At 45.5% G+C, this 21,247-nt stretch carries 17 protein-coding genes; 14 read left to right on the top strand and 3 right to left on the bottom strand.

The window, feature by feature from the left end; all coding sequences use genetic code 11:
- Window positions 1–7: 7 nt before the first annotated feature.
- Genes WMO28_RS14190 through WMO28_RS14180 form a run of 3 tightly spaced genes read left to right on the top strand, consistent with a single transcriptional unit; the run spans window position 8 to window position 1,597 of the window.
- Window positions 8–262, top strand: coding sequence for a hypothetical protein (locus WMO28_RS14190; protein ID WP_349057418.1), 255 nt, complete (start codon window positions 8–10; stop codon window positions 260–262).
- A gap of 56 nt (window positions 263–318) precedes the next feature.
- The gene (murI, locus tag WMO28_RS14185; RefSeq protein ID WP_178643216.1) at window positions 319–1,140 is read left to right on the top strand and encodes a glutamate racemase; all 822 of its coding nucleotides are present in this window, start codon (window positions 319–321) and stop codon (window positions 1,138–1,140) included.
- Between the two features lie 10 nt (window positions 1,141–1,150).
- The gene (locus WMO28_RS14180; protein ID WP_178643218.1) at window positions 1,151–1,597 is read left to right on the top strand and encodes a DUF1934 family protein; all 447 of its coding nucleotides are present in this window, start codon (window positions 1,151–1,153) and stop codon (window positions 1,595–1,597) included.
- Window positions 1,598–1,700: 103 nt separating this feature from the next.
- Here the strand turns inward: WMO28_RS14180 and WMO28_RS14175 are convergent, their stop codons facing one another.
- Window positions 1,701–2,141: a hypothetical protein gene (locus tag WMO28_RS14175; RefSeq protein WP_173737674.1), complete on the bottom strand. Its 441-nt coding sequence runs from the start codon at window positions 2,139–2,141 to the stop codon at window positions 1,701–1,703.
- A 245-nt stretch (window positions 2,142–2,386) separates the two neighbouring features.
- Here WMO28_RS14175 and WMO28_RS14170 point away from each other — a divergent pair, with 245 nt between their 5' ends.
- From WMO28_RS14170 to WMO28_RS14145, 6 genes are all read left to right on the top strand, one after another.
- The gene (locus WMO28_RS14170) at window positions 2,387–3,868 is read left to right on the top strand and encodes a polysaccharide deacetylase family protein (RefSeq protein WP_349057414.1); all 1,482 of its coding nucleotides are present in this window, start codon (window positions 2,387–2,389) and stop codon (window positions 3,866–3,868) included.
- Window positions 3,869–3,925: 57 nt separating this feature from the next.
- Window positions 3,926–5,440, top strand: coding sequence for a polysaccharide deacetylase family protein (locus WMO28_RS14165; RefSeq protein ID WP_349057413.1), 1,515 nt, complete (start codon window positions 3,926–3,928; stop codon window positions 5,438–5,440).
- Window positions 5,441–5,536: 96 nt separating this feature from the next.
- Window positions 5,537–6,895: a trigger factor gene (tig, locus tag WMO28_RS14160; protein ID WP_349057411.1), complete on the top strand. Its 1,359-nt coding sequence runs from the start codon at window positions 5,537–5,539 to the stop codon at window positions 6,893–6,895.
- Between the two features lie 206 nt (window positions 6,896–7,101).
- Window positions 7,102–8,502 (top strand): polysaccharide deacetylase family protein, encoded by a 1,401-nt coding sequence (locus WMO28_RS14155; RefSeq protein ID WP_349057409.1) that lies wholly within the window; start codon window positions 7,102–7,104, stop codon window positions 8,500–8,502.
- Between the two features lie 222 nt (window positions 8,503–8,724).
- Window positions 8,725–10,611 carry a 1,4-alpha-glucan branching protein GlgB gene (gene glgB, locus WMO28_RS14150; protein ID WP_349057407.1) on the top strand — a complete coding sequence of 629 codons (1,887 nt, stop codon included), beginning with the start codon at window positions 8,725–8,727 and terminating at the stop codon, window positions 10,609–10,611.
- Window positions 10,612–10,845: 234 nt separating this feature from the next.
- On the top strand, window positions 10,846–13,446 hold the full coding sequence (locus tag WMO28_RS14145; protein WP_349057405.1) for a cation-translocating P-type ATPase: 2,601 nt from the start codon (window positions 10,846–10,848) through the stop codon (window positions 13,444–13,446).
- Between the two features lie 72 nt (window positions 13,447–13,518).
- Here WMO28_RS14145 and WMO28_RS14140 read toward each other — a convergent pair whose 3' ends face one another.
- Window positions 13,519–15,177, bottom strand: a complete 1,659-nt coding sequence (locus tag WMO28_RS14140) for a CapA family protein (RefSeq protein WP_349057404.1) — start codon at window positions 15,175–15,177, stop codon at window positions 13,519–13,521.
- A 153-nt stretch (window positions 15,178–15,330) separates the two neighbouring features.
- Between WMO28_RS14140 and WMO28_RS14135 the strand changes: the two genes are divergently transcribed.
- Both WMO28_RS14135 and WMO28_RS14130 read left to right on the top strand, forming a co-directional pair.
- Complete coding sequence (locus WMO28_RS14135) at window positions 15,331–15,750, top strand: acyl-CoA thioesterase (protein WP_349057402.1); 420 nt, start codon at window positions 15,331–15,333, stop codon at window positions 15,748–15,750.
- Window positions 15,750–16,028: a hypothetical protein gene (locus tag WMO28_RS14130; RefSeq protein WP_178643231.1), complete on the top strand. Its 279-nt coding sequence runs from the start codon at window positions 15,750–15,752 to the stop codon at window positions 16,026–16,028. The genes WMO28_RS14135 and WMO28_RS14130 overlap by 1 nt, the downstream gene beginning before the upstream one ends.
- A 25-nt stretch (window positions 16,029–16,053) precedes the next feature.
- On the opposite strand, the gene WMO28_RS14125 is transcribed toward WMO28_RS14130, so the two are convergent.
- A complete protein-coding gene (locus WMO28_RS14125; protein WP_349057399.1) occupies window positions 16,054–17,820 on the bottom strand; it encodes a DUF885 domain-containing protein in 1,767 nt (588 codons plus the stop codon).
- 103 nt (window positions 17,821–17,923) lie between these two features.
- Between WMO28_RS14125 and trxB the strand changes: the two genes are divergently transcribed.
- The 3 genes from trxB (at window position 17,924) to WMO28_RS14110 (ending at window position 21,193) form a co-directional block, all read left to right on the top strand.
- Complete coding sequence (gene trxB / locus WMO28_RS14120) at window positions 17,924–18,862, top strand: thioredoxin-disulfide reductase (protein WP_178643232.1); 939 nt, start codon at window positions 17,924–17,926, stop codon at window positions 18,860–18,862.
- On the top strand, window positions 18,849–19,886 hold the full coding sequence (locus WMO28_RS14115; protein WP_349057397.1) for a LacI family DNA-binding transcriptional regulator: 1,038 nt from the start codon (window positions 18,849–18,851) through the stop codon (window positions 19,884–19,886). The genes trxB and WMO28_RS14115 overlap by 14 nt, the downstream gene beginning before the upstream one ends.
- A 305-nt stretch (window positions 19,887–20,191) precedes the next feature.
- On the top strand, window positions 20,192–21,193 hold the full coding sequence (locus WMO28_RS14110; RefSeq protein WP_349057394.1) for a PTS sugar transporter subunit IIAB: 1,002 nt from the start codon (window positions 20,192–20,194) through the stop codon (window positions 21,191–21,193).
- The last annotated feature ends 54 nt before the right edge of the window (window positions 21,194–21,247 follow it).

Below are 21,247 nucleotides of genomic sequence, written 5' to 3'. Positions count from 1 at the left end.
ATATCCGGTGAAAAAGATCAGGGGAAAAGGTGAAGGAGCTATATTATGGAAAGGATTTCAGGTACTGTTACTGGTGATAGTTCTGGCAGTCGGTTGTATGGGGCATATGGCGGGTGGAGACATGAAAAGTGCAGCCCGGCCGCAGATGTACGCATGGTGGGGAACACTCTACCCGGAATTTTGTTTTGAAAAAGGAGAGGATGCGGGCGAAAGTAAGACTGTTAAGCTCTCCTTCTGGCTTGCGAAAGCACTGGATTGGTGATACAATATTCTAACGAATCTGTAGAATTCGATTAAGTATTTCGGGAGATCAGATAAATGAATATAGACAGAAATGCACCGGTTGGTGTGTTTGATTCCGGTATTGGAGGGCTGACAGTAGCCCGGGAGATCATGAGGAATCTTCCCTCGGAAAAAATTGTATATTTTGGAGATACGGCGAGAGTTCCCTACGGAAGCAAGTCCAGGGAGACGGTCATCCGCTATTCCCGCCAGATCATTCATTTCCTGCAGGAGCAGAAAGTCAAGGCCATTGTAGTGGCCTGCAATACTGCGAGTGCTTTTGCACTGGATGCAGTAAGGGATGAGCTGGATATTCCGATTATCGGAGTGATTGAAGCCGGGGCAAAAATTGCTGCTCAGGAGACAAAGAACAAGAGAGTTGGTATTATTGGTACGGTAGGTACAGTGGGAAGTGGGATTCATGAATCTTATCTTAAGGAGCTGGATCCGGAGATCACAGTGATCGGCAAGGCGTGTCCGCTGTTTGTTCCGCTGGTTGAAGAGGGATGGATTCATGATCCGGTCACGGAGGAGGTAGCCAGAAGATATCTGAAAGAGTTGCAGGATCAGGAGGTTGATACGCTGATTCTTGGCTGTACGCATTATCCTCTTTTACGGTCTACCATCCGTGAGATCATGGGAGAAGGCGTACGCCTGGTGAATCCGGCGTATGAGACGGCGCTGGAGCTCCGCAGACTTCTGGCAGATATGGATCTTGCCAGTGATGAGACGGTGGAGGAGGAATTCCCATATCGCTTCTATGTAAGTGACCTTGCCGAGAAATTTAAGGATTTTGCCAATTCGATCCTGCCTTATAATGTAGAAAAAACGCAGAAGATCGACATTGAGAAATATTAGGAGAAAAAGAATGCAGAAAGAAGTTTTGATCCATGTAAGAGGTCTTCAGATGATGGATGCCCAGGGAGATCAGGAGCCGATAGAGATCGTTGTTCCGGGACAGTATTATTTCCGTAATGGTTCCCATTATCTCAGATATGAGGAGCTTCTGGATGAGAGTGCAGAGCCGACGGTCAATTACATAAAAATGTCTTCTAAGGGTCTTGAGGTCAGCAAAAAAGGCCTGGTCAATGTACATATGGTATTTGAGCAGGGCAAGAAGAATATGACTTATTATACAACACCGTTCGGAACTTTGCAGATGGGAATCGCCGCTACCAGTCTGGAACTGACTGAGAGTGAGGAGAATCTTCACATGAAGGCAGATTATGCACTGGATATGAATGAAGAGCATGTGGCGGACTGCTATCTGGCAATTCAGGTACAGCCTCGTGACTGTAAGGATTTTGTTTTATAAAAATATCTGGAAACTTGTTAAGAGTTGAGAATTACAGAGATAAGAAAACCGCTGTGTTGTGCAGGAAGAAAAATCCTGGAAACACAGCGGCTTTATTTTTTTATTATTTGCGGAATCTTGCGAGGAAGCCTTTTTTCTTCTTCTGCGGAGTCTCGAGGGAACCGCGGATTCCTTTAACGCCAACGATGTAAAGTCCGCTGACTTCAGCTTTGATCTCTTTTTTTACCGGAATCAGATCGAATACTTTCTCATCTGCGATGAGGATACTGATCTTCGGACCAACCTTTGCTTTAACGATCGGAAGCTTGGAACGACGCATAAGCTTAGGCGTCTGGTCAATGACCATCTGTGGAAGTCCGGAATCTTTCAAAGGCATTCGTTTCTTATCGATGACCAGCATGGAAACTGTTTGTTTGTTAGCCTGGATCTGAGCCTGCTGTTCGTCCTGTTTTTTCTGAGCTTTTTTTCCGAAGAAATAGAGTGCGACTAATGCTGCGATCAGAATAACGAGGATGACCAGAAGAACAATGGTAACTGTACTCATTTGAGAATCCCCCTGTATGTATATTTGTTTCGCAATCGGTTACATTACGTAAAAAACATTTTAGCATTGTTTACGGAAAAAGGCAATTAAAAATTAAAAAGCCCCCTTGGAACAGTGGAAATTTCAGTGGTTACAGGGTATAATGACTGTGATGCACTTTGCAGTGTAAACTGTGAAAAACAGAATATAATAATATTAAGACGCAGGTAAATGATCTGGATATCCCAGAGATGGAGGAAATCGAAATGGAGAAAGAAACGCCCCGGGGAACGAGACCGGAAATGGGTACTCCGGAGTATGAAGAATGGCGAAGAGAGGTGCTTGAGCGCAGGCGTAAACGGTTACAGAAGGAACGAAGAAAACGACTGATCGCTGTGGGAGCAGTTCTGGTGATCATCATAGGCGGCGTGTCTGTGGGGATTAGCAGCTGCAGACAAAAAAAAGCAACGATTGTTCAGCATGACCAGACTTCTGCCGATACAAAAACAGACAGCAAAACCGAAGATAATAAAGATTCCGCAACGGATAATACAACAGCTGCAGACAGCACACTGGAACAGGCAGAGCTTCTTGCACAGCAGTATAACTATGATGAAGCAATTGATCTTCTGAAAAAAGATCCTGCTTACTCATCCGACCAGAAGATGCAGGCAGCAGTAAAGAAATACGAGGAAACCAAGGCAACCTGTACGGCATGGCCACTTGAAAAAGTGACGCATGTCTTTTATCATATTCTGATCAGGGATCCATCCAAGGCTTTTGACGGAGATTATAAGGAAGCAGATTACAATCAGGTCATGACTACGATTGATGAATTTAATAAGATTACTCAGACCATGTACGATGAAGGTTACGTTATGGTAAGTATCAAGGATATGGCTAAGGCGGATGACAATGGTAATATCACTCCGGGAGAGATTCTTCTTCCGCCAGGTAAAATCCCGTTTGTCCTTTCTCAGGATGATGTATGTTATTATCACTATATGGACGGTGATGGATTTGCCACAAAACTGGTTGTGGATGATGAGGGGAAGATTCGCAATGAGTATGTGGAGGATGACGGAAGTGTATCCGTGGGAGATTATGACATGGTACCTCTGATCGACCGCTTTGTGGAAAAGCATCCTGATTTTTCCTACCGGGGAGCAAAGGGAATCGTGGCGCTGACCGGATATAACGGAATTCTGGGATACCGTACTGACGAAAGCTATGAAACAAGACCGGACGATCTGGATGCAGATAAAGTGAAGTGGCTTGATGAGCATCCGGATTTCAGCCTGGAGAAAGAGCGTGAGGGTGCCAAAAAAGTGGCAGATGCCATGAAAGCCGAAGGCTGGGAATTTGCAAGCCATACCTGGGGACACCAGAATGTGGGGCAGATTTCGCTGGAGAAACTTCAGGCAGACACTGAAAAATTTAAGAAAAATGTAGATCCGCTGATCGGGGGAACGGATATCATTATTTTTGCTTTTGGAACTGATATTACAAATGCAGAGGATTATTCCGGTGATAAATTCGAATATCTGAAGGGGCAGGGATATAATTATTATTGTAATGTGGATTCCAGCCAGTATTTTGTACAGATCCGTGACCGGTACTTCCGCCAGGGCAGAAGAAATCTGGATGGTTACAGAATGTACTACAATCCGGAACTTCTGGAGGATCTTTTTAATGCGAAGGATGTATTCGATAAGGCAAGACCTACACCGGTACCGCCAATGGGATGATCTGTTTTGCATAAAGTGTAAATTCGAGGGGATTTTAAAGAAAGACGAGGGATTATTATGAAGAAAAAAATGGCAGGAGTGCTGACAACTGTGCTTGCTGCGTCGCTTCTTGCGGGTGGAAACATACCAGTTACCGTACAGAAAGACAATATGATCGCAGAAGCGCAGGATGAAGGGAATACACAGTCTGAGGATGCAGAGGCACAGGATGGTGAAGATACACAATCCGAGGAAGCAGCAGAATCAGAAGAAGAGGCGAAAGTAGCTGCAGATCCTGAGGATCAGCCGGCAGCTACGGAAACGCCGAAAGAGGAGAAAGCGGCTGAAAAAGAGACGCAGGAGCGCGAAGCTGCAGAGGATACCTCTTCCGATACTGCTTCTGATGAGGAAGCACTTCTTAAAAAAGCCAAAAAACAGGCGCAGCAGTACGATTATACAGGTGCAATCTCAACTCTGAAAAATAACTGGAAGTTTGCAACCAGTGATAAGATGCAGGAGGCAGCTGCCGCCTACATGAAAAAAAGAGATGCCTGTGTGGAATATCCGCTTGAAGAGATTACACATATTTTTTTCCATTCATTAATCGTGGATACATCCAGGGCTTTTGACGGAGATTCCGATGAGGCCGGTTATAACCAGATGATGACAACGGTCAGTGAGTTTAAGAAGATCATTCAGATCATGTATGACAACGGATATGTGCTGGTAAGTCCGCACGATATGGCCATTGTGAATGATGATGGAACTATGAGTAAAGGCAAGATCATGCTCCCGGAAGGAAAAAAAGCATTTGTTCTTTCTGAGGATGATGTCAGCTATTATCATTACATGGATGATGACGGATTTGCATCAAAGCTTGTGATCGATGACAACGGTGACATTAAATGTGAGTACAAAAAAGCCGATGGAACTGTAGTTACCGGAGATTATGATGTGGTTCCGATCCTGGATTCTTTTATCAAAGAGCATCCGGATTTTTCCTATCACGGAAGAAAGGGAATCCTGGCTATGACCGGTTATAACGGTGTTCTGGGATACCGCACAGACGGAGCCTATAAATCAAAGAAGAATCTCCAGGATGACCAGAAGGCTTTTCTCAAGGCCAATCCGGATTTTGACTATGATAAAGAGGTAAAAGCAGCTAAAAAAGTAGTGAAAGCTATGAAAGAAGATGGCTGGGAGTTTGCAAGCCACACCTGGGGCCACAGAAATGCCACAACTTGTACAGCAGCGGAGCTGAAGACAGATAACAAAAAATGGGAAAAATATGTAGCGCCGATCCTTGGAAAAACTGATATGATCATTTTTGCATTTGGAGCAGACATCGGAGACTGGGAAGGTTATACTTCAGATAATGCAAAGTACAAGTACTATAAGAGCCGTGGCTACCGTTATTTCTGCAACGTAGATTCCAGCCAGTATTTTGTACAGATCACAAGTGAGTATTTCAGACAGGGAAGAAGAAACCTGGACGGATACAGAATGTACTATAATCCGGATATGCTCAGCGATCTTTTTGATGTATCTGAAGTGTGGGATTCATCCAGACCGACACCGGTTCCGGAGATGTAAGAAAAAGTAAATAAAGTTTACAGACGCGTGTGAAAAAGAGGTTATAATCCTGTCATGCGTGAATTTTTGAGATGATTTTGATGAAGGGAGAAAGATATGAAGAAAAAAGCATATCTCGTTGTTCTTGCACTATGTGCAGCAATGGCGATTACAGCCTGTGGTACAGCAACAGACAAGACGGAGGACACAAAATCTACAACAGAAACACAGAACACGACCGAAACGAAAGATTCCGGATCAGCAGATGCTGAGAGTACGGATTCATCTGATAAAGAAGAGAATAAAACAGCAGATGCAGGCGATACAAGGCTTGTTACTGTCGATGATGTAAGTAAATATGTGACCATTGGAGAGTACAAGGGACTTACTCTTGATAATACTGTGGAAGTGGTAACAGACGATGCTGTGGAAGGAAGACTGGAACAGGAGCTTCAAAACAAGGCAGAAGAAGTTACAGATGGCAGCGTCCAGAATGGTGATGTGGTCACGATCAACTATGTCGGAACAAAGGATGGAGTGGCTTTTGATGGTGGTACAGCCAACAACTATGAGCTGACGATAGGTTCCGGTACTTTTATTGACGGATTTGAAGACGGTATTATCGGAATGAAAAAGGGTGAGACAAAAGATCTTGATCTTACATTTCCGGAAGATTATGCTTCCTCAGATCTGGCAGGCCAGGAGGTTACATTTAAAGTAACCCTGCAGAGCTTCAAGCGTGCACCGGAGCTGACAGACGAGTGGGCAGCCAAGAATACGGACTGCAAGACAGCGGATGACTATAAAAAAGAAATTCGAAAAACGTTGGAGAGCGAAGCAAAAACAAATGCCCGGAATACACTTCGTGAGACGGCATGGAATACAGTGCTCTCATCCTCTGAAGTAAAAGAATATCCGCAGGAAGATCTGGATACGGCAAAGACAGAATTTAAGACACTCTATGAGAATTATGCAAAACAGGGCGATATGACTCTGGAGGATTTCGTAAAGGCTCAGGGTATTTCCATGGATGATTTTGAGGAACAGAGCAATCAGTATGCGGAATATAAGGTGAAACAGAATCTGATCGTGCAGGGAATCATGGATGCAGAGAACATGACTCTTGAAGATGAGAAATCTCTCAGCATTCAGGATGAGCTGATCAAAGCGTATGACGCAAAGGATCTCGCAGCGCTGGTTGATCAGTATGGACAGGTTGCAGTGGATGAATCTATCGGACTTCTCAGAGTTGAAGATTTTATTCTGGATAATGCAACTGTTGAGGAGAAGGTTGCAGCCGGAGATACACAAGGCGAGAACGGAGATGATCCATCGGCAGATGGCAGCAGTGCAGAAGGACAGGTAGACGAGGAGCTGGAAGCAGCAGAAGCCACAGATATGGTTCCGGAAGAGAACAGTGAGGATTCTTCAGAAAGCGTGAATGCTGACAGCACAGCAGACACAACAGAGCAATAAGAAAAAGAGTCATGAAACATTATGACAGGTGATAGAAAGTTGCGGGGCTCGGAGTATTTCCGGGAACCGCTTTTTTCGCAGAAATATAAACACGGAAAATTAAGAGAATCTTTCGGGAATTACCATTGTATTTAAACATTAAATGAGGTATGATTAAGGTCAGAAATTAAAGAAAGTTATAGGGATATAAACGGGGATGTAATAAAATGGACAAAAGAGTTTTGCGTGAGCGAATGCGCAGAAAACAGCAGCAGCTGAGACGACGCAGGATGATAAAACGGGTAACATGTGTGATTGCGGCGGTTCTGTTGCTGATTTTTGTTGTTCGAGGAGTTATTCTTCCAATCGCCAATCATGTAGGCGGAGGAAGCAACAATAATGCGGAAACAGTGAACGTAAAGGCGAATACAGCTGGAAGTTCTTCTGACAGCGGTACGGCAGATGGAACTGCATCGGCAGAAGATAGTAGCACGGATGCAACTGTTATGCCGGTTAAGGGTACCAGTGCCGGTGACAAGCTTACTGTTATGACACCTGGATGGCATGAAGATTCCAACGGAAAATGGTATCAGAATCCGGACGGTACATATTATATAAATGGTTTTGCAGATATTGACGGAACTACATACAGCTTTGATGCGAATGGCTACATGCAGACAGGCTGGGTCGAGAAGGGCGTGAAGGATTACTACTTCAATGATGACGGATCCTATGATCCATCCAAGAAGCGTCCGATGATTGCACTGACATTTGATGACGGTCCGGGAGAGTATACAGAGACTCTGCTTGACGCAGTTGAGAAATACAACATTCATGTTACCTTCTTTATGCTGGGACAGAATGTTGCGGGACGTGAGTCTACAGTACAGAGAATGGTCAAACTTGGTTGTGAGATTGGTAACCATACCTGGGATCATCCGTCACAGACTCTTCCGAATATGGATCTTGATTCCGTTGTTCAGGAGTTCCAGAAGACAGATGATGAGCTGGTGAAGGCCTGTGGACAGGCGGCGACTGTATGCCGTGCACCGTATGGTGCGATCACAGAAGAACAGATATCAACAGTAGGCAAGCCGTTCTTCATGTGGTCTACAGACTCTCTGGACTGGAAACTGATGGATGCAGATGCGGATTATAATGAGATCATGAATGACCCTAATCTGAGTGATGGTTCGATCATCCTTATGCATGATATCCATGAGCCATCTGTAAAATGTGCTATAGAGAAACTGATTCCTGCACTACTTGACCAGGGATATAAGCTTGTGACTGTCAGTGAGCTTGCAGAGGCCAAGGATGTTACTTTACAGAGTGCTTCCTATACTGACTTCTGGGACAGCTCCCTTCAGGCCGGACGAGTTGCAGGATATGCAGGTAATTCCAGTGATTCCGGTGATTCTTCAGACGAATCTTCCGATGGATCTGATATGAGTGACGGTTCCGATAGCTCCTCAGATGGTTCGGACGGATCTGATATGAGTGATGGCTCCGATGGTTCGGAAGTCAGTGATGGTTCTGACGGCAGCTCAGATGGATCTTCAGACGGAAGCTATGATGACGGTTCGTATGACGATGGCTCCTACGATGATGGAAGCGAAGAATACTAACTAAAAGTTAAGAAATAACAAAAGAGATCTGAATGACAAAATGTGCGTCATTTAGGTCTCTTTTTTGACTTTATCTGACAGTGTCGGATAATAGACACATATCAGGCGAAGAGGGTTTTTCCTTGACTGAAAATATGGGGATTGGTATAATTATAGAATAAAAAACTCCACTTAAAATTGGGGAATGGACGGTGGCAGAACTATAAAGGGAGGTACCTGAGAATGGGAGAGAAATTACAATTTACGGAGCTCGACCAGTATCTGTTCGGTCAGGGCACGCATTATGATATTTATAGAAAATTCGGAGCACATCCGACCACACAGAACCGAAAAAAAGGTGTTTATTTTGCAGTGTGGGCACCGAATGCACAGGCGGTTTCTGTGATCGGTGAATTCAACGAATGGAATACGAAGAAGAACCCGATGAAAAAAGTTGGACCTATTGGTGTTTACGAGACATTCGTACCGGGAGCGAAGATCGGACAGCTGTATAAATTTTACATTACAGGAGCTCACGGAGAAGAGCTTTACAAGGCAGATCCATACGCCAATGAAGCGGAGATGCGTCCCGGAACAGCATCCCGTATTACGGATATCACGAACTATAAGTGGAAGGATGCAACATGGATGAAGAACCGTGTGGAGTTTGATCCTGACACAAGTGCCATGTCTATCTATGAAGTACATCCGGGTTCCTGGATGAAGCATCCGCAGACTGCTGAGGATGAGGATGGTTTTTATTCCTACAGAGAGCTGGCGCCGAAGCTTGCCCAGTATGTGAAGAAGATGGGATATACACATGTTGAGCTTATGGGCATTGCAGAGCATCCGTTTGACGGCTCCTGGGGTTATCAGGTAACTGGCTATTATGCACCGACATCCCGTTATGGAACACCGCAGGATTTTAAATATCTGGTAGATTATCTTCACCGTCAGAAGATCGGTGTTATCCTCGACTGGGTACCGGCACATTTCCCTAAGGATGCACACGGACTTGCCAATTTTGACGGAACAGCTGTATACGAGCATGCAGATCCGAGACAGGGAGAACATCCGGACTGGGGAACCAAGATCTATAATTACGGCCGCCCGGAGGTCAAGAACTTCCTGATCGCCAATGCTCTTTACTGGGTGGAGGAATGCCACGTTGATGGTCTTCGTGTAGATGCAGTTGCCTCCATGCTCTATCTTGACTATGGTAAGAAGGATGGAGAGTGGGTTGCCAATAAATTCGGCGGCAACAAGAATCTGGAAGCGATCGAATTCTTTAAGCATCTGAATACAGTAGTTCTCGGAAGAAACCACGGAAGTGTGATGATCGCAGAGGAATCTACTGCATGGCCGATGGTAACCGGTAAGGCAGAGGATGACGGACTTGGATTTTCCCTGAAATGGAACATGGGCTGGATGAATGATTTCCTGGAATACATGAAGCTGGACCCGTACTTCCGTAAATTTAACCACAACAAGATGACTTTTTCTATGACATATGCATACAGTGAGAAATATGTTCTGGTTCTCTCTCATGATGAGGTCGTACATCTGAAATGCTCCATGCTGGAGAAGATGCCGGGAGAGCTGGATGACAAGTTCAAGAACCTGAAAGCAGGATATACATTCATGTTCGGACATCCAGGCAAGAAGCTTCTGTTTATGGGACAGGATTTCGGACAGCTCCGCGAGTGGAGTGAGGCGAGAGAGCTTGACTGGTATCTGCTTGGAGAGGAGAACCATCAGAAGCTGCAGCAGTATGTCAGTGATCTTCTTCACATTTATAAGAAATATCCGGCACTTTATGCGGCTGATAATGACCCGTCCGCGTTCGAGTGGATCAATGCCAATGATGGTGACAGAAGCATTTTCAGTTTTGTGCGTAAATCTCCTACAGGTCGTAATAACATTCTGGTCGTATGCAACTTTACACCGGTGGCACGCCCGGATTACCGCGTAGGTGTGCCGAAGAAGAAACAGTATAAGCTGATCATGAATGAGCAGGGACTTGTGGAGAAGGGCAGGTCATATAAGGCTGAGAAGCAGAACTGTGATAACCGTGAGTTTTCCTTTGCATATCCACTGGAGCCATATGGAGTTGGTGTATTTACGTATTGATAATTTACCGGTTGACAAATAAGTTTTTGGACAGTATAGTGAAATCATATAAAGGGGAGTAGCTGGCACGTCAGTGTTCATGATGTCGTCAATCTCGACAGGCTTACCTGTCCGTATCGTGATGAAACAGCGAGACTTTTATTGCATGTTTTTTATGTGCAATAAAAGTCTCTTTTTTTTATCTCGATTCTGCCCATACTATCAATAAAGCAGAATAAGAAAGGAACGGTGCCCATGAAAGCGTATTACAATGAGTCATCAGATGAAGTACAGAGAAGTTTAAACGGAAACATGGATTTTCTGACAGATGAAGAAGTGAAGAAGCGGCATAAGAAATTCGGTCCCAACCAGCTTACCGGGGAGAAGAAAAAAAGTACCATTCAGATTTTTCTGGAACAGTACAAGGATGTTCTGGTTTTGATTCTCATTATTTCAGCGGTGGTCTCACTGTTTCTTGGGGAAACAGAAAGTGCAGTAGTGATCCTGATCGTTATCACTATGAATGCAGTTCTGGGAACTGTACAGACTGTTAAGGCGGAAAAATCTCTGGACAGTCTGAAACAGCTGGCAGCACCGGAAGCGAAAGTTGTACGAAACGGTGTTGTGGTGCAGATTCCGGGACGCGAGATTACAGTAGGAGACATTGTCCATCTGGAAGCAGGAGATTATATTCCGGCAGATGGCCGTATTCTGGAAAGCGCAAGTCTGAAGGTAGATGAAAGCGCTCTTACAGGAGAAAGCCTGGGCGTGGATAAGACAAGTGAAGCACTGGAAGGGGAACTGCCTCTGGGTGATCGGAGAAATATGGTGTTTTCCGGAAGTTATGTCACATATGGCCGTGGCTGTTTTATTGTGACTGATATCGGAATGAACACAGAAGTGGGAAAGATCGCAGATCTTTTAAAAAATGCTTCTGAGAAAAAAACGCCTCTTCAGGTCAATCTGGATAATTTTGGCAAAAAGTTATCTGTGATGATTCTTGTACTATGTGCAGTACTTTTTGTAATGCAGGTATTAAAAGGCGGAAATGTAGCGGATGCGTTCCTGTTTGCTGTGGCGCTGGCGGTAGCTGCGATCCCGGAAGCATTAAGCTCAATCGTTACCATTGTGCTGGCTTTTGGAACCAGAAGGATGGCCGGTGAAGGTGCGATCATCCGGAAGCTGCAGTCAGTGGAAAGTCTGGGAAGTGTATCGGTGATCTGTTCCGACAAAACGGGAACTCTTACGCAGAACAAGATGACCATCGAACACTATTATACAGATGGCCAGGATATTCTGGCAGAGCAGGTGGATCCGAAGAATCCACTGCATAAACAGATGTTGCGGCTCAGCATTTTGTGTAACGATTCCACCAATATCCAGGGGCAGGAGATCGGTGATCCCACGGAAACGGCAATGATCAATCTTGGCGATGATGTAGGGGTTCCTGCACAGAGAATCCGCAACGCGTATCCAAGGATCAGCGAAGTTCCCTTTGACAGTGACCGGAAGCTGATGTCAACCTTTCATAAGCTGCGGGATGGTTACACGATGATCACCAAAGGCGCAGTAGATGTGATGCTGGAGCGTGTGGATTACATCTGGAAAGGTGGAAAAATACTTCCCATCACAGCAGAAGATGTGGAAAACATTATTCGGGTTAATGAACAGTATTCCAGGGAAGGACTCCGCGTTCTCGGAATCGGCTATCGGATATTCCCTCAGGAAAAAAATATCTCCGCGGAGGATGAAAAGGAGCTTGTTTTCCAGGGACTCATAGCAATGATGGATCCTCCCCGTGAGGAGAGTGCAGAGGCGGTTGCTGACTGTAAACGTGCGGGGATCCGGCCGGTGATGATCACAGGAGATCATAAGGTCACAGCAGCAGCTATCGCAAAAAGGATCGGGATCCTGGATGATATGTCCCAGGCCTGTGAGGGACGGGAAATAGACGGACTTAACGACGAAGAACTGAAAGATTTTGTGGAAAATATCCGGGTTTATGCACGTGTGACGCCGGAACATAAGATCAGAATCGTACGGGCATGGCAGGAAAAGGGAAATATCGTGGCAATGACCGGTGACGGTGTCAACGATGCACCGGCACTGAAACAGGCGGATGTAGGCGTTGCAATGGGAATCACAGGAACGGAGGTTGCAAAGGATGCCGCTTCCATGATCCTGACAGATGATAATTTTGCTACGATCATCAAGGCAGTGGAGAGTGGCCGGAATATTTATGAAAATATCAAAAAAGCGATACAGTTTCTTCTTTCGGGAAATTTTGCGGCAATTCTGGTGGTGATCGCTGCTTCCCTGGCCGGGCTTCCGGTTCCCTTCGCACCGGTGCATCTTTTGTTTATCAATCTTCTTACAGACAGCCTACCTGCGATTGCACTGGGGCTGGAACCTTACCGGCATGATGTGATGGATGAGAAGCCGCGACCGGCGAATGAGCCTATCCTTACAAAAAAATTTCTGATGCGGATTGCTGTGGAAGGTGCTGTGATCGGTGCAGCGGTGTTTGCCGCGTTTCTTGTGGGCTATAGTGATGGAAATGCAATGCTGGCGAGTACTATGGCTTTTGCAGTGCTGTGTCTGTCCAGGCTTATACATGGGTATAGCTGCAAAGCAGATAAACGTGTACTGTTTACGAAAAAGTTTTTCGACAATCGTTACATGCAGGGAGCTTTTCTTGGGGGCTTTGTTCTGCTGACAGCAGTTATCACGATTCCGGCTTTGCATGGATTTTTTGCAGTGCAGATACTGGGAGCAGGGGAGCTGGCGATCGTCTATGGAATGTCGGTGGTGAGTATGCTGGTGATCCAGGGAATGAAGAGTCTGATAAAGATATGAAGATAACAAAATACCGGGAACGGAGAAAAACGTTCCCGGTATTTTGTTAATAGAATCAGGTAAGCTGATACATTATTCTTCACTGTCATCGTAGGAAGCGTCATAAGAGCTGTCGTCATACGAACTGTCATCATAGGAGTCATCGTAAGAGCTGTCATCATACGAACTGTCATCATAAGAACTGTCGTCAGAGCTATCATACGAGGAATCATCACTGTTTCCTGAACCATTGTCAGCAGCATTGAAATCTTCGGAATTGACATCAATACCTTTATCTGCATAATACTGTTCCGCTGTAATGGAATTGGTATCCTCCACAACATTTCCGGAAGCATCGACCATGTTCAGATCTGTGTTGATGGTTACGTCCAGAAGATCAGTACCAGTAGAAGGTGTTACATTCATGGACATGATCTCATTGAATTTCTTCTTCAGATTGTCCAGGGTGAATACATTGCCTATGTATTTCTGAACGCCATGCTGGGAAGCAAGCTCTTCTGTGTAATCAGAGAGCATATACGGCCCGAATTCGCCGGCTTCGCTGTTATAGTGCATAACCAGGGGCTCTACGGTCGGGGTAAGGATCTGAATCGAGGTTTTGCCGTTCTGGACGGTTTTCTGGATGGTGAATTTCGCCATTCCGCCGAGAAGTTCTTCCAGTTTCTGCTGAGTGGATACGAAGTTTCCGAGGGAATAGAATACAACTGTTTCGTTTCCCTTGTCGTCGGTAAGGCGACCGTATGGCTGGAGCACATGAGGATGTCCGCCGATGATAACATTTACACCTTGTTCCATGAGGTAGGCTGCCCACTGCTTTTCATATTCGTTCGGCATGGTCTCATCCTCAGTTCCCCAGTGAGCTACAAAGATGATGCAGTCAGCCTGTTTTTTGGCTTTCTGGATCATGGTAGTGATCTTTTCTTTCCGGATCATGTCGATCATGTAATCTTTTCCTTCGATGCCGCCCACATTTGTGCCGTAGGTGTAATCGAGGAATGCGATCTTGATGCCGTTTACCTCACGGATTTTAACGGTGTCGGAGTCTTCCTGTGAATCGTGGATACCAAGAAGTGTGACATCCGGATATTTGGTTTTCCAGAAGTTCAGTGTGTCATTGAGGAAGCCCTCTCCGAAGTCATCGATATGGTTGTTGGCAGATTCCACAACATTGAAGCCTGCTTTTATGATGGCATCGCCGACCTCTGTCGGTGTTGCAAAGGATGGATAGGAGCTTACGCTGTCATGATCTGTGGTAAAAACAGTCTCCTGGTCGATCATTTTTACATCAGCGTCCTTGATCGCATCCAGGATATGTGTGTAGATCTTGTCGTAATTCCAGTTTCCGTCCTCAGATGCACCTGCATCGATCAGGCTCTGGTGGTAGAGGTTGTCTCCGACTGCTATCACAGATGCGGTCGTAGTTTCCGTTGCCGCAGCTTCTGTTTTCTGCTGTTCTTTCATTGCGGCTGTTTTTTTCTGGGCATCAATGGCCGGCTTACGGATAAGACGATAATCCAGCTGGTTAAAAAAGAGAACCAGAAATGCCAGAACAACGATGGATGCAATGAGACTTGTGCGGGCATTGCTGCGCTCGCGGAAATTCAGGGGAATGTTGTCCCTGGAATTCCGTTTAACCGCCTTTCTGCTCTCCCGAAGTTCCCGAAAGTTCTGGAGACTTTCAGGAAGATTTTCCTTTTTGAAAGGATTGTTAAAGTTAGGTGGAAATTTCATTTATGATTTACCTTGACTTTCTTTGAATTATTGTGTGGTTGTATTATAGCAGATTTTTTTGCAGGTGGGGGAGTTTTTGTAGTATACTTGAAGAAAAGTTTTGCTGATGGTTATAAAGTGACAGTGATCAGTTTCAGAAGAGGAGAATTTGGCATGAGTGTTTACAGACGAAAAGCGCAGTATCATGAGACAGACCAGATGGGGATCATCCACCATTCCAATTATATCAAATGGATGGAGGAAGCCAGAATCGATTTTATGAAAGAGATGGGATTTGGCTATGGTGAGGTTGAGAAACGTGGAATTGTTTCTCCGGTAGCGGAGGTTTCCACAACTTATAAGAAACCTGTGCGGTTTGATGATGAGGTGGAGATCACGGTTTCTGTGAAGAAATATAATGGTGCAGTGCTGGAACTGGAGTATGAGTTTTATAATGCAACCAGAGATGAGATCTGCACAACAGCTTCCTCGAAGCACTGTTTTATCAGAGAAGGAAAACTGGTATCCCTGAAAAAAGAGATACCAGAGCTGGACATACTGTTTCGCAAATGTCTGAAAGGAGAAAATGCCTGATGGAAGTAGTAGAAATGCTTGATAATCTGAAAGAAAAAGCCCGCAGGGATCCGGCACTTAGGGAGGAGCTTCTTGCCACACGCCAGGAGAAGGAGCCGCTGTCTGCATTCTGCAAAAAATGCCGGGAACTGGGTGTTCCGGTCTATGAGATGGATCTGATCGCAGCGGGTGAAGAATTTTATGCAGCTATGAAGCGCAGCACCAATGGCGGCGGCGAGAATTCCCCGATGCTTGAGGGCGAAGACGATTTTTACGAATTGTTTTTTGCAGGATTATAATGAGAATATCTGTCTGATCTGATGCTCATCGGTCAATATATTTTTCAAGTACCGGAAACTGAACACCTCCGATCTTCAGCACCCGGCTGTGAAAATCTTTCAGGTCAAAATCCTGACCTAGACGGTTCTGCTCGGCTGTACGCAGATCCAGAAGGCTTAAATATCCCCAGTAGTATTTCAGATAGTTTCCGGGAGTTTCCAGAATGTACTGGTAGATCTCAGAAACAACCGTACTGTCCTCAATGCCAAAGGCTCTGAGAAAGCTTGCGGCTTCAGCCTGACTCCAGCCGTTATAGTGAATCTCAAGATCCAGAAGCGAATACATACATAAATTAATGCTGCGGTTCAGCCAGGAAAGCTGTGCAAGATCAGTGGCAGAACTGTCGTTTATGTAAGCGGCAGCATACTGATATGCAAAAGGCTCCACATAGGTAGCCCAGCCTTCCGCGAATCCGGAAGTACCAAGGAGGCTGCGGATTCCGGACGGGTTCTCCCGTTCAAAGGACACGGTCTGATAAAGATGCCCCGGAAATCCTTCATGGGCCAGCGTGGTAAAAAGTTCCAGTCCCTGATAACCGGCCGCCGGATTCAGATAGATCACATTAGGCGTGCCTGTATCGATCGGCGGTGTGAGATAAAAAGCGGGACTCAGATAATCCTTCATGGAGTCGTGTACTGTGCGGAGTTCGAAAGAGACATCTTCAAGTGCCGGAAAGTCAGAGAGAATCTTTTTTCGCAGGCAGTTCAGCATCTGCGCCGGTTCCATTTCTTTAAAGGAGATGCCCTGATTAAGGGTGGTCAGAAGTTCCGGATTCTGGCGGAGCATTTTTCCCGCAGTACTGATCTCATCGGAAAGCTGCCGGGAGAGTCTTTTTTCTATCTGGTTTACAGGGACATAGGTACCGGTCTGGCTCTGGAGAAGATAGATATAGTAGGCTCTTCCACCCTTAAAAAAAGACAGGCCGCGGGTGTTTTTTCCGGTGCCGCGAAGTGCTTCAAGGCCTGTCATCAGCTCCTGATAGGCTGGGATCACTTCTGTTTTCATCAGCTTTTTATGTGTCAGGATCAGAGCCTGCTGTTCTGACGGAGAGATTTTTTTGCAGGCAGAGAGCTTCTGCTGAAAAATATCCTGCATGTAGTTGTCGTCCGGATTTTCGATAAAAGCGGCACATTGGGCGAGAATCCGGTCAAGGGTGGTATCGCTCATAAAAAATCCGGCCTGTGATTTTTTTTCTTCGAAGCGCAGAATACTCTGAAAATATGACCGGATGGTGGTGAGCAGATTCAGGTAATCGGAGATATCTTTTTCCTCATAAAAGGCATATTCGGCCAGAAGCACGGGAAGCTGGGCCTGAATCCCGAGGCTGGGGCCAAGGGGCTCCTGAAGCAGGTAATTGTCGCCCAGGGATTTTTCGGTGTGGTAATAGAGAAGCATGGAATCCAGGATGAGCTGATTTTCTGTGGAGAGATGGCTGTAACGGAAGCTTTTAAGCTTTTCTTCGTACTGGGCGCAGATCTGATATGTATTTTTCATATCTGTGGGAACAGTACCAAGAGAAGCTTTTTTTCGTGAAATTCCCTGCTTTTCCGGGTGGGCAAGGGAATAATGGAGCGTAAGTGCACTGCCGGAAACTTCACTGCGGAAAACCTCCCGGGAAAAAGCTTCGAATTTTGCGTTTTCGGTAATTCCATGGGAGGAAAAATATCCGGCAGCGATGCCGGAAAGAAAAGTCAGGATAAGGAGGCAGACGATAAAAAGAGGTGCTTTTTTCTTTGAAAGTTTGAAAGACATAGAAGGTCCTCTTGATGCGGCGCTTTCTACTATCATATTGGAAAAATGAGGAATCTATGTTATGATGTGGTCAGAAATTTACAGCCGGAAAGTGGAGAAAAACATGAGTGATATATATGATCTTGCAATTTTAGGCGGGGGTCCTGCAGGGATCACGGCAGCGATTTATGCGTCCCGCGCCAGACTAAATACCATATGGATCGATAAGAATTTTGCGCCGGGTGGTCAGATCACGGCGACCTACGAGGTGGATAATTATCCGGGAATGCCGGGAATCTCAGGAATGGATCTGGGAGAGGCTTTTGGTGAGCATGCCCGCAAGCTTGGTCTGGAGCCGAAGAGGGAGAAGATTCTTTCCCTGGAAAATATTTCCGGGGAGATCAGGACGATCCGTACGAAGAAGAATGAATACCAGGCGAAGACAGTGATCCTGGCATTCGGAGCAGAGCACAGAAAACTGGATATACCAGGAGAGGATGATCTGGGAGGACTTGGGGTTTCCTATTGTGCCACCTGTGATGGTGCTTTCTATAAGGACAGAACTGCGGTGGTAGTTGGCGGCGGAAACGTAGCAGCAGAGGATGCGGTTTTTCTTTCCGGTCTCTGCAAAAAAGTATATCTCATTCATCGCCGGGATCAGCTTCGTGCAGACAAGGCGATCCAGGAGAGAGTTTTTGCCTGCGAAAATATTGAGATGATATGGGACAGTGTTCCGCTGGAAATCCTGGGGCAGGACGAGGTGAAAGGTATCCGGATCCGTAATGTAAAAACCGAAGAGGAACGTACATTGGATACGGACGGCGTTTTTATCGCAGTGGGAATCGTGCCGAATACAGCGCTTGTGAAGGATATGCTGGAGCTGGATGAGGGCGGATATATCCGGGCCAATGAGGAAGGCATTACCCGTGTGCCAGGCATTTTTGCAGCGGGAGATATTCGGACAAAGGCGCTCAGACAGGTGGTAACTGCTGTTTCAGACGGAGCCAATGCAGTGGCTTCCGCACAGAAATATCTCTGGAGGATGGACAATGGCAACAATTAAAGAAATTGCCCAGAGAGCGGGCGTAAGCACAACGACAGTTTCCAATGTCATACATGGAAAAACAAAAAAAGTATCACCTGCCAATATCGAGAAAATCGAAAATCTTATCCGGGAAATGGGCTATGTCCAGAAAATGGGACTCCGCGTTCTCAACAAAGAGAAATCCCAGCTGATCGCGGTTGTGATCAATTACCATAAAGACTTCAAGGATTCTGTTATCGGAGATCCTTTTTACGGAAAGATCATTGGCTTTATTGAGAAGTATGTACAGGAGCTTGGCTATTATCTTATGCTGTATTCTGCGAAAGATATAGACAAGATCTTTCAGATGGTCATGGGCTGGGATGTGGACGGTGTGATTGCCATTTCCTTCAGCAAGAGCAACTGTGAAAAGATCTATCAGCTGATCAACAAGCCGATCGTTTCCATTGATGCCTATGGTGAGCTGGATGCAGGGCAGGAGAACCATGTCCTGAATATCGGACTGGATGATGAGAGCGGCGGTTACCTGATGACAAAATATCTTCTGGAATGTGGTTATGAGCATATCCAGGTGTGTGCAGGACGTGACAATGGTGTTGACCATTTCCGCTATATGGGCGCACAGAAGGCTGCGAAAGAGTTTGAACGCAGGAAACAGAAGGTACACTTTACTGCGCTTGGAATGAACTACGCGAAGCGAAAAGAAAGCTACGCATGGCTGATCCAGCGCAAGAAGCCGAAGACAGCCCTGTTTTTTCTGTCAGATCTTTATGCACTGGAAGCTATCAGCTTTTTCAGCAGCAGAGGTGTGAAAATTCCGGAAGAGATCGGAATCGCAGGTTATGATAACATCAGTTATGCAGAGTTTTCTGTGCCACGACTTACTACAGTCAGTCAGAATGTGGAGCAGAAAGCATCTCTCGCTGTAGAAATCCTGATGGAGAGAATCAATGGTGAGGATAAAGAGCGGGAAAATGAGATCAGGCTTCCGGTTACACTGATTTCAAGAAAGTCAGTGCAGCGTCAGGATGAGAAAAAATAGAAAATAAAGTGTTACTGCAGAGATGCAAACTACAGCAGGAAAGGATTTTCAATACGGAAAATCTGAGATATAACGATGTTAAAGCCGAAATATACGGAACTGTCACCATATGGCAGCCAGAATATTTCGGCTTTTTTGCAGGATATATTTATGTAAATTTTGCACAAAACCATAATTTTAAACTTGTCACAATGAATGGTTATGTACATAACCTATTTACATACACGGCCTTTGATGCTATAGTGTGGACACAAAGGTTATGTACATAACTAACAGGGAAACAGTATAGAAGGAGTGAATACCAGATGAAACAGATTCTGATTGCCACACATGGAAAGATGGCCTCCGGCATCCGTTATACAGCAGAGCTGATCGTGGGAAAAATGGCTGAGATCACAACTATCGATGCTTATGTAACACCGGAAGATAATGTGGAGAAAAAATTTGAGGAATATTTCGCAAATCACGAAAATGACAGGATTTTCGTTTTCACAGACCTGATGGGCGGAAGCGTTAATCAGAAGCTTCTGGGATATAGCCAGAAGGAGAGCGTTACACTTATCACAGGAACCAACCTTCCTGTTCTGATGCAGGTAATGATGGCTGACGATGATGTGACAGAGGAAGAGATCCAGGAATTTATCGATGATGCCAGAGAAGAGCTTCAGATGGTAAACCTTGGCGGAGGAAAGAAAGCTGCATCTAAAGACAGCATTGCAGAAAATAATGCACCGACTTCAGAAAACGCTGCACAGGAGAGCACAAAGAAATCTGCTCCGGCTCCACAGTCTTACGATAATTCCACAGCAAAGATCACAGCACTTCGTGTAGATGACCGTCTGATCCACGGTCAGGTTGCCATGACCTGGACCAAGCAGCTGGCAGTACAGGGAATTGTGGTAGCTAACGATGAGGCAGCCAACGATAACACCCAGAAGATGGCACTGAAAATGGCAGTACCGGGAGGGATTAAATCTCTGATCAAACCGGTGGACGAAGCCATTCGTATCTTAAACAATCCGAAGGCATCCAAAATGCGTATTCTGGTTCTTACAAGAACTGTAAAAGATGCTCTGAAAATAAGAAAGAATGTTGGCGAGATAGGATTTCTTAACGTAGGAAATACGGGACGTTTTGATGGAATCGATGTTTCCGAGAAGCTTGTCCTTACACCAACTATCATGCTGACAGACGCAGAGCAGCAGGCATTAAAAGACTTGGTAGCACTTGATCCGAAGGCATGTATGCAGCAGGTTCCGAATGACGAGCAGAAGCTTGTGAAGGATGTGCTGGATAAATTAAACTGACACATATAAACTGTGAAATGTGAATGTCCACAGAATGAATAAAACGTAACAAAA

The organism is Blautia aquisgranensis, assembly GCF_040096615.1.
GTDB lineage: Bacteria > Bacillota > Clostridia > Lachnospirales > Lachnospiraceae > Blautia_A > Blautia_A aquisgranensis.
This window is presented reverse-complemented; position numbering and strand designations above follow the sequence as displayed.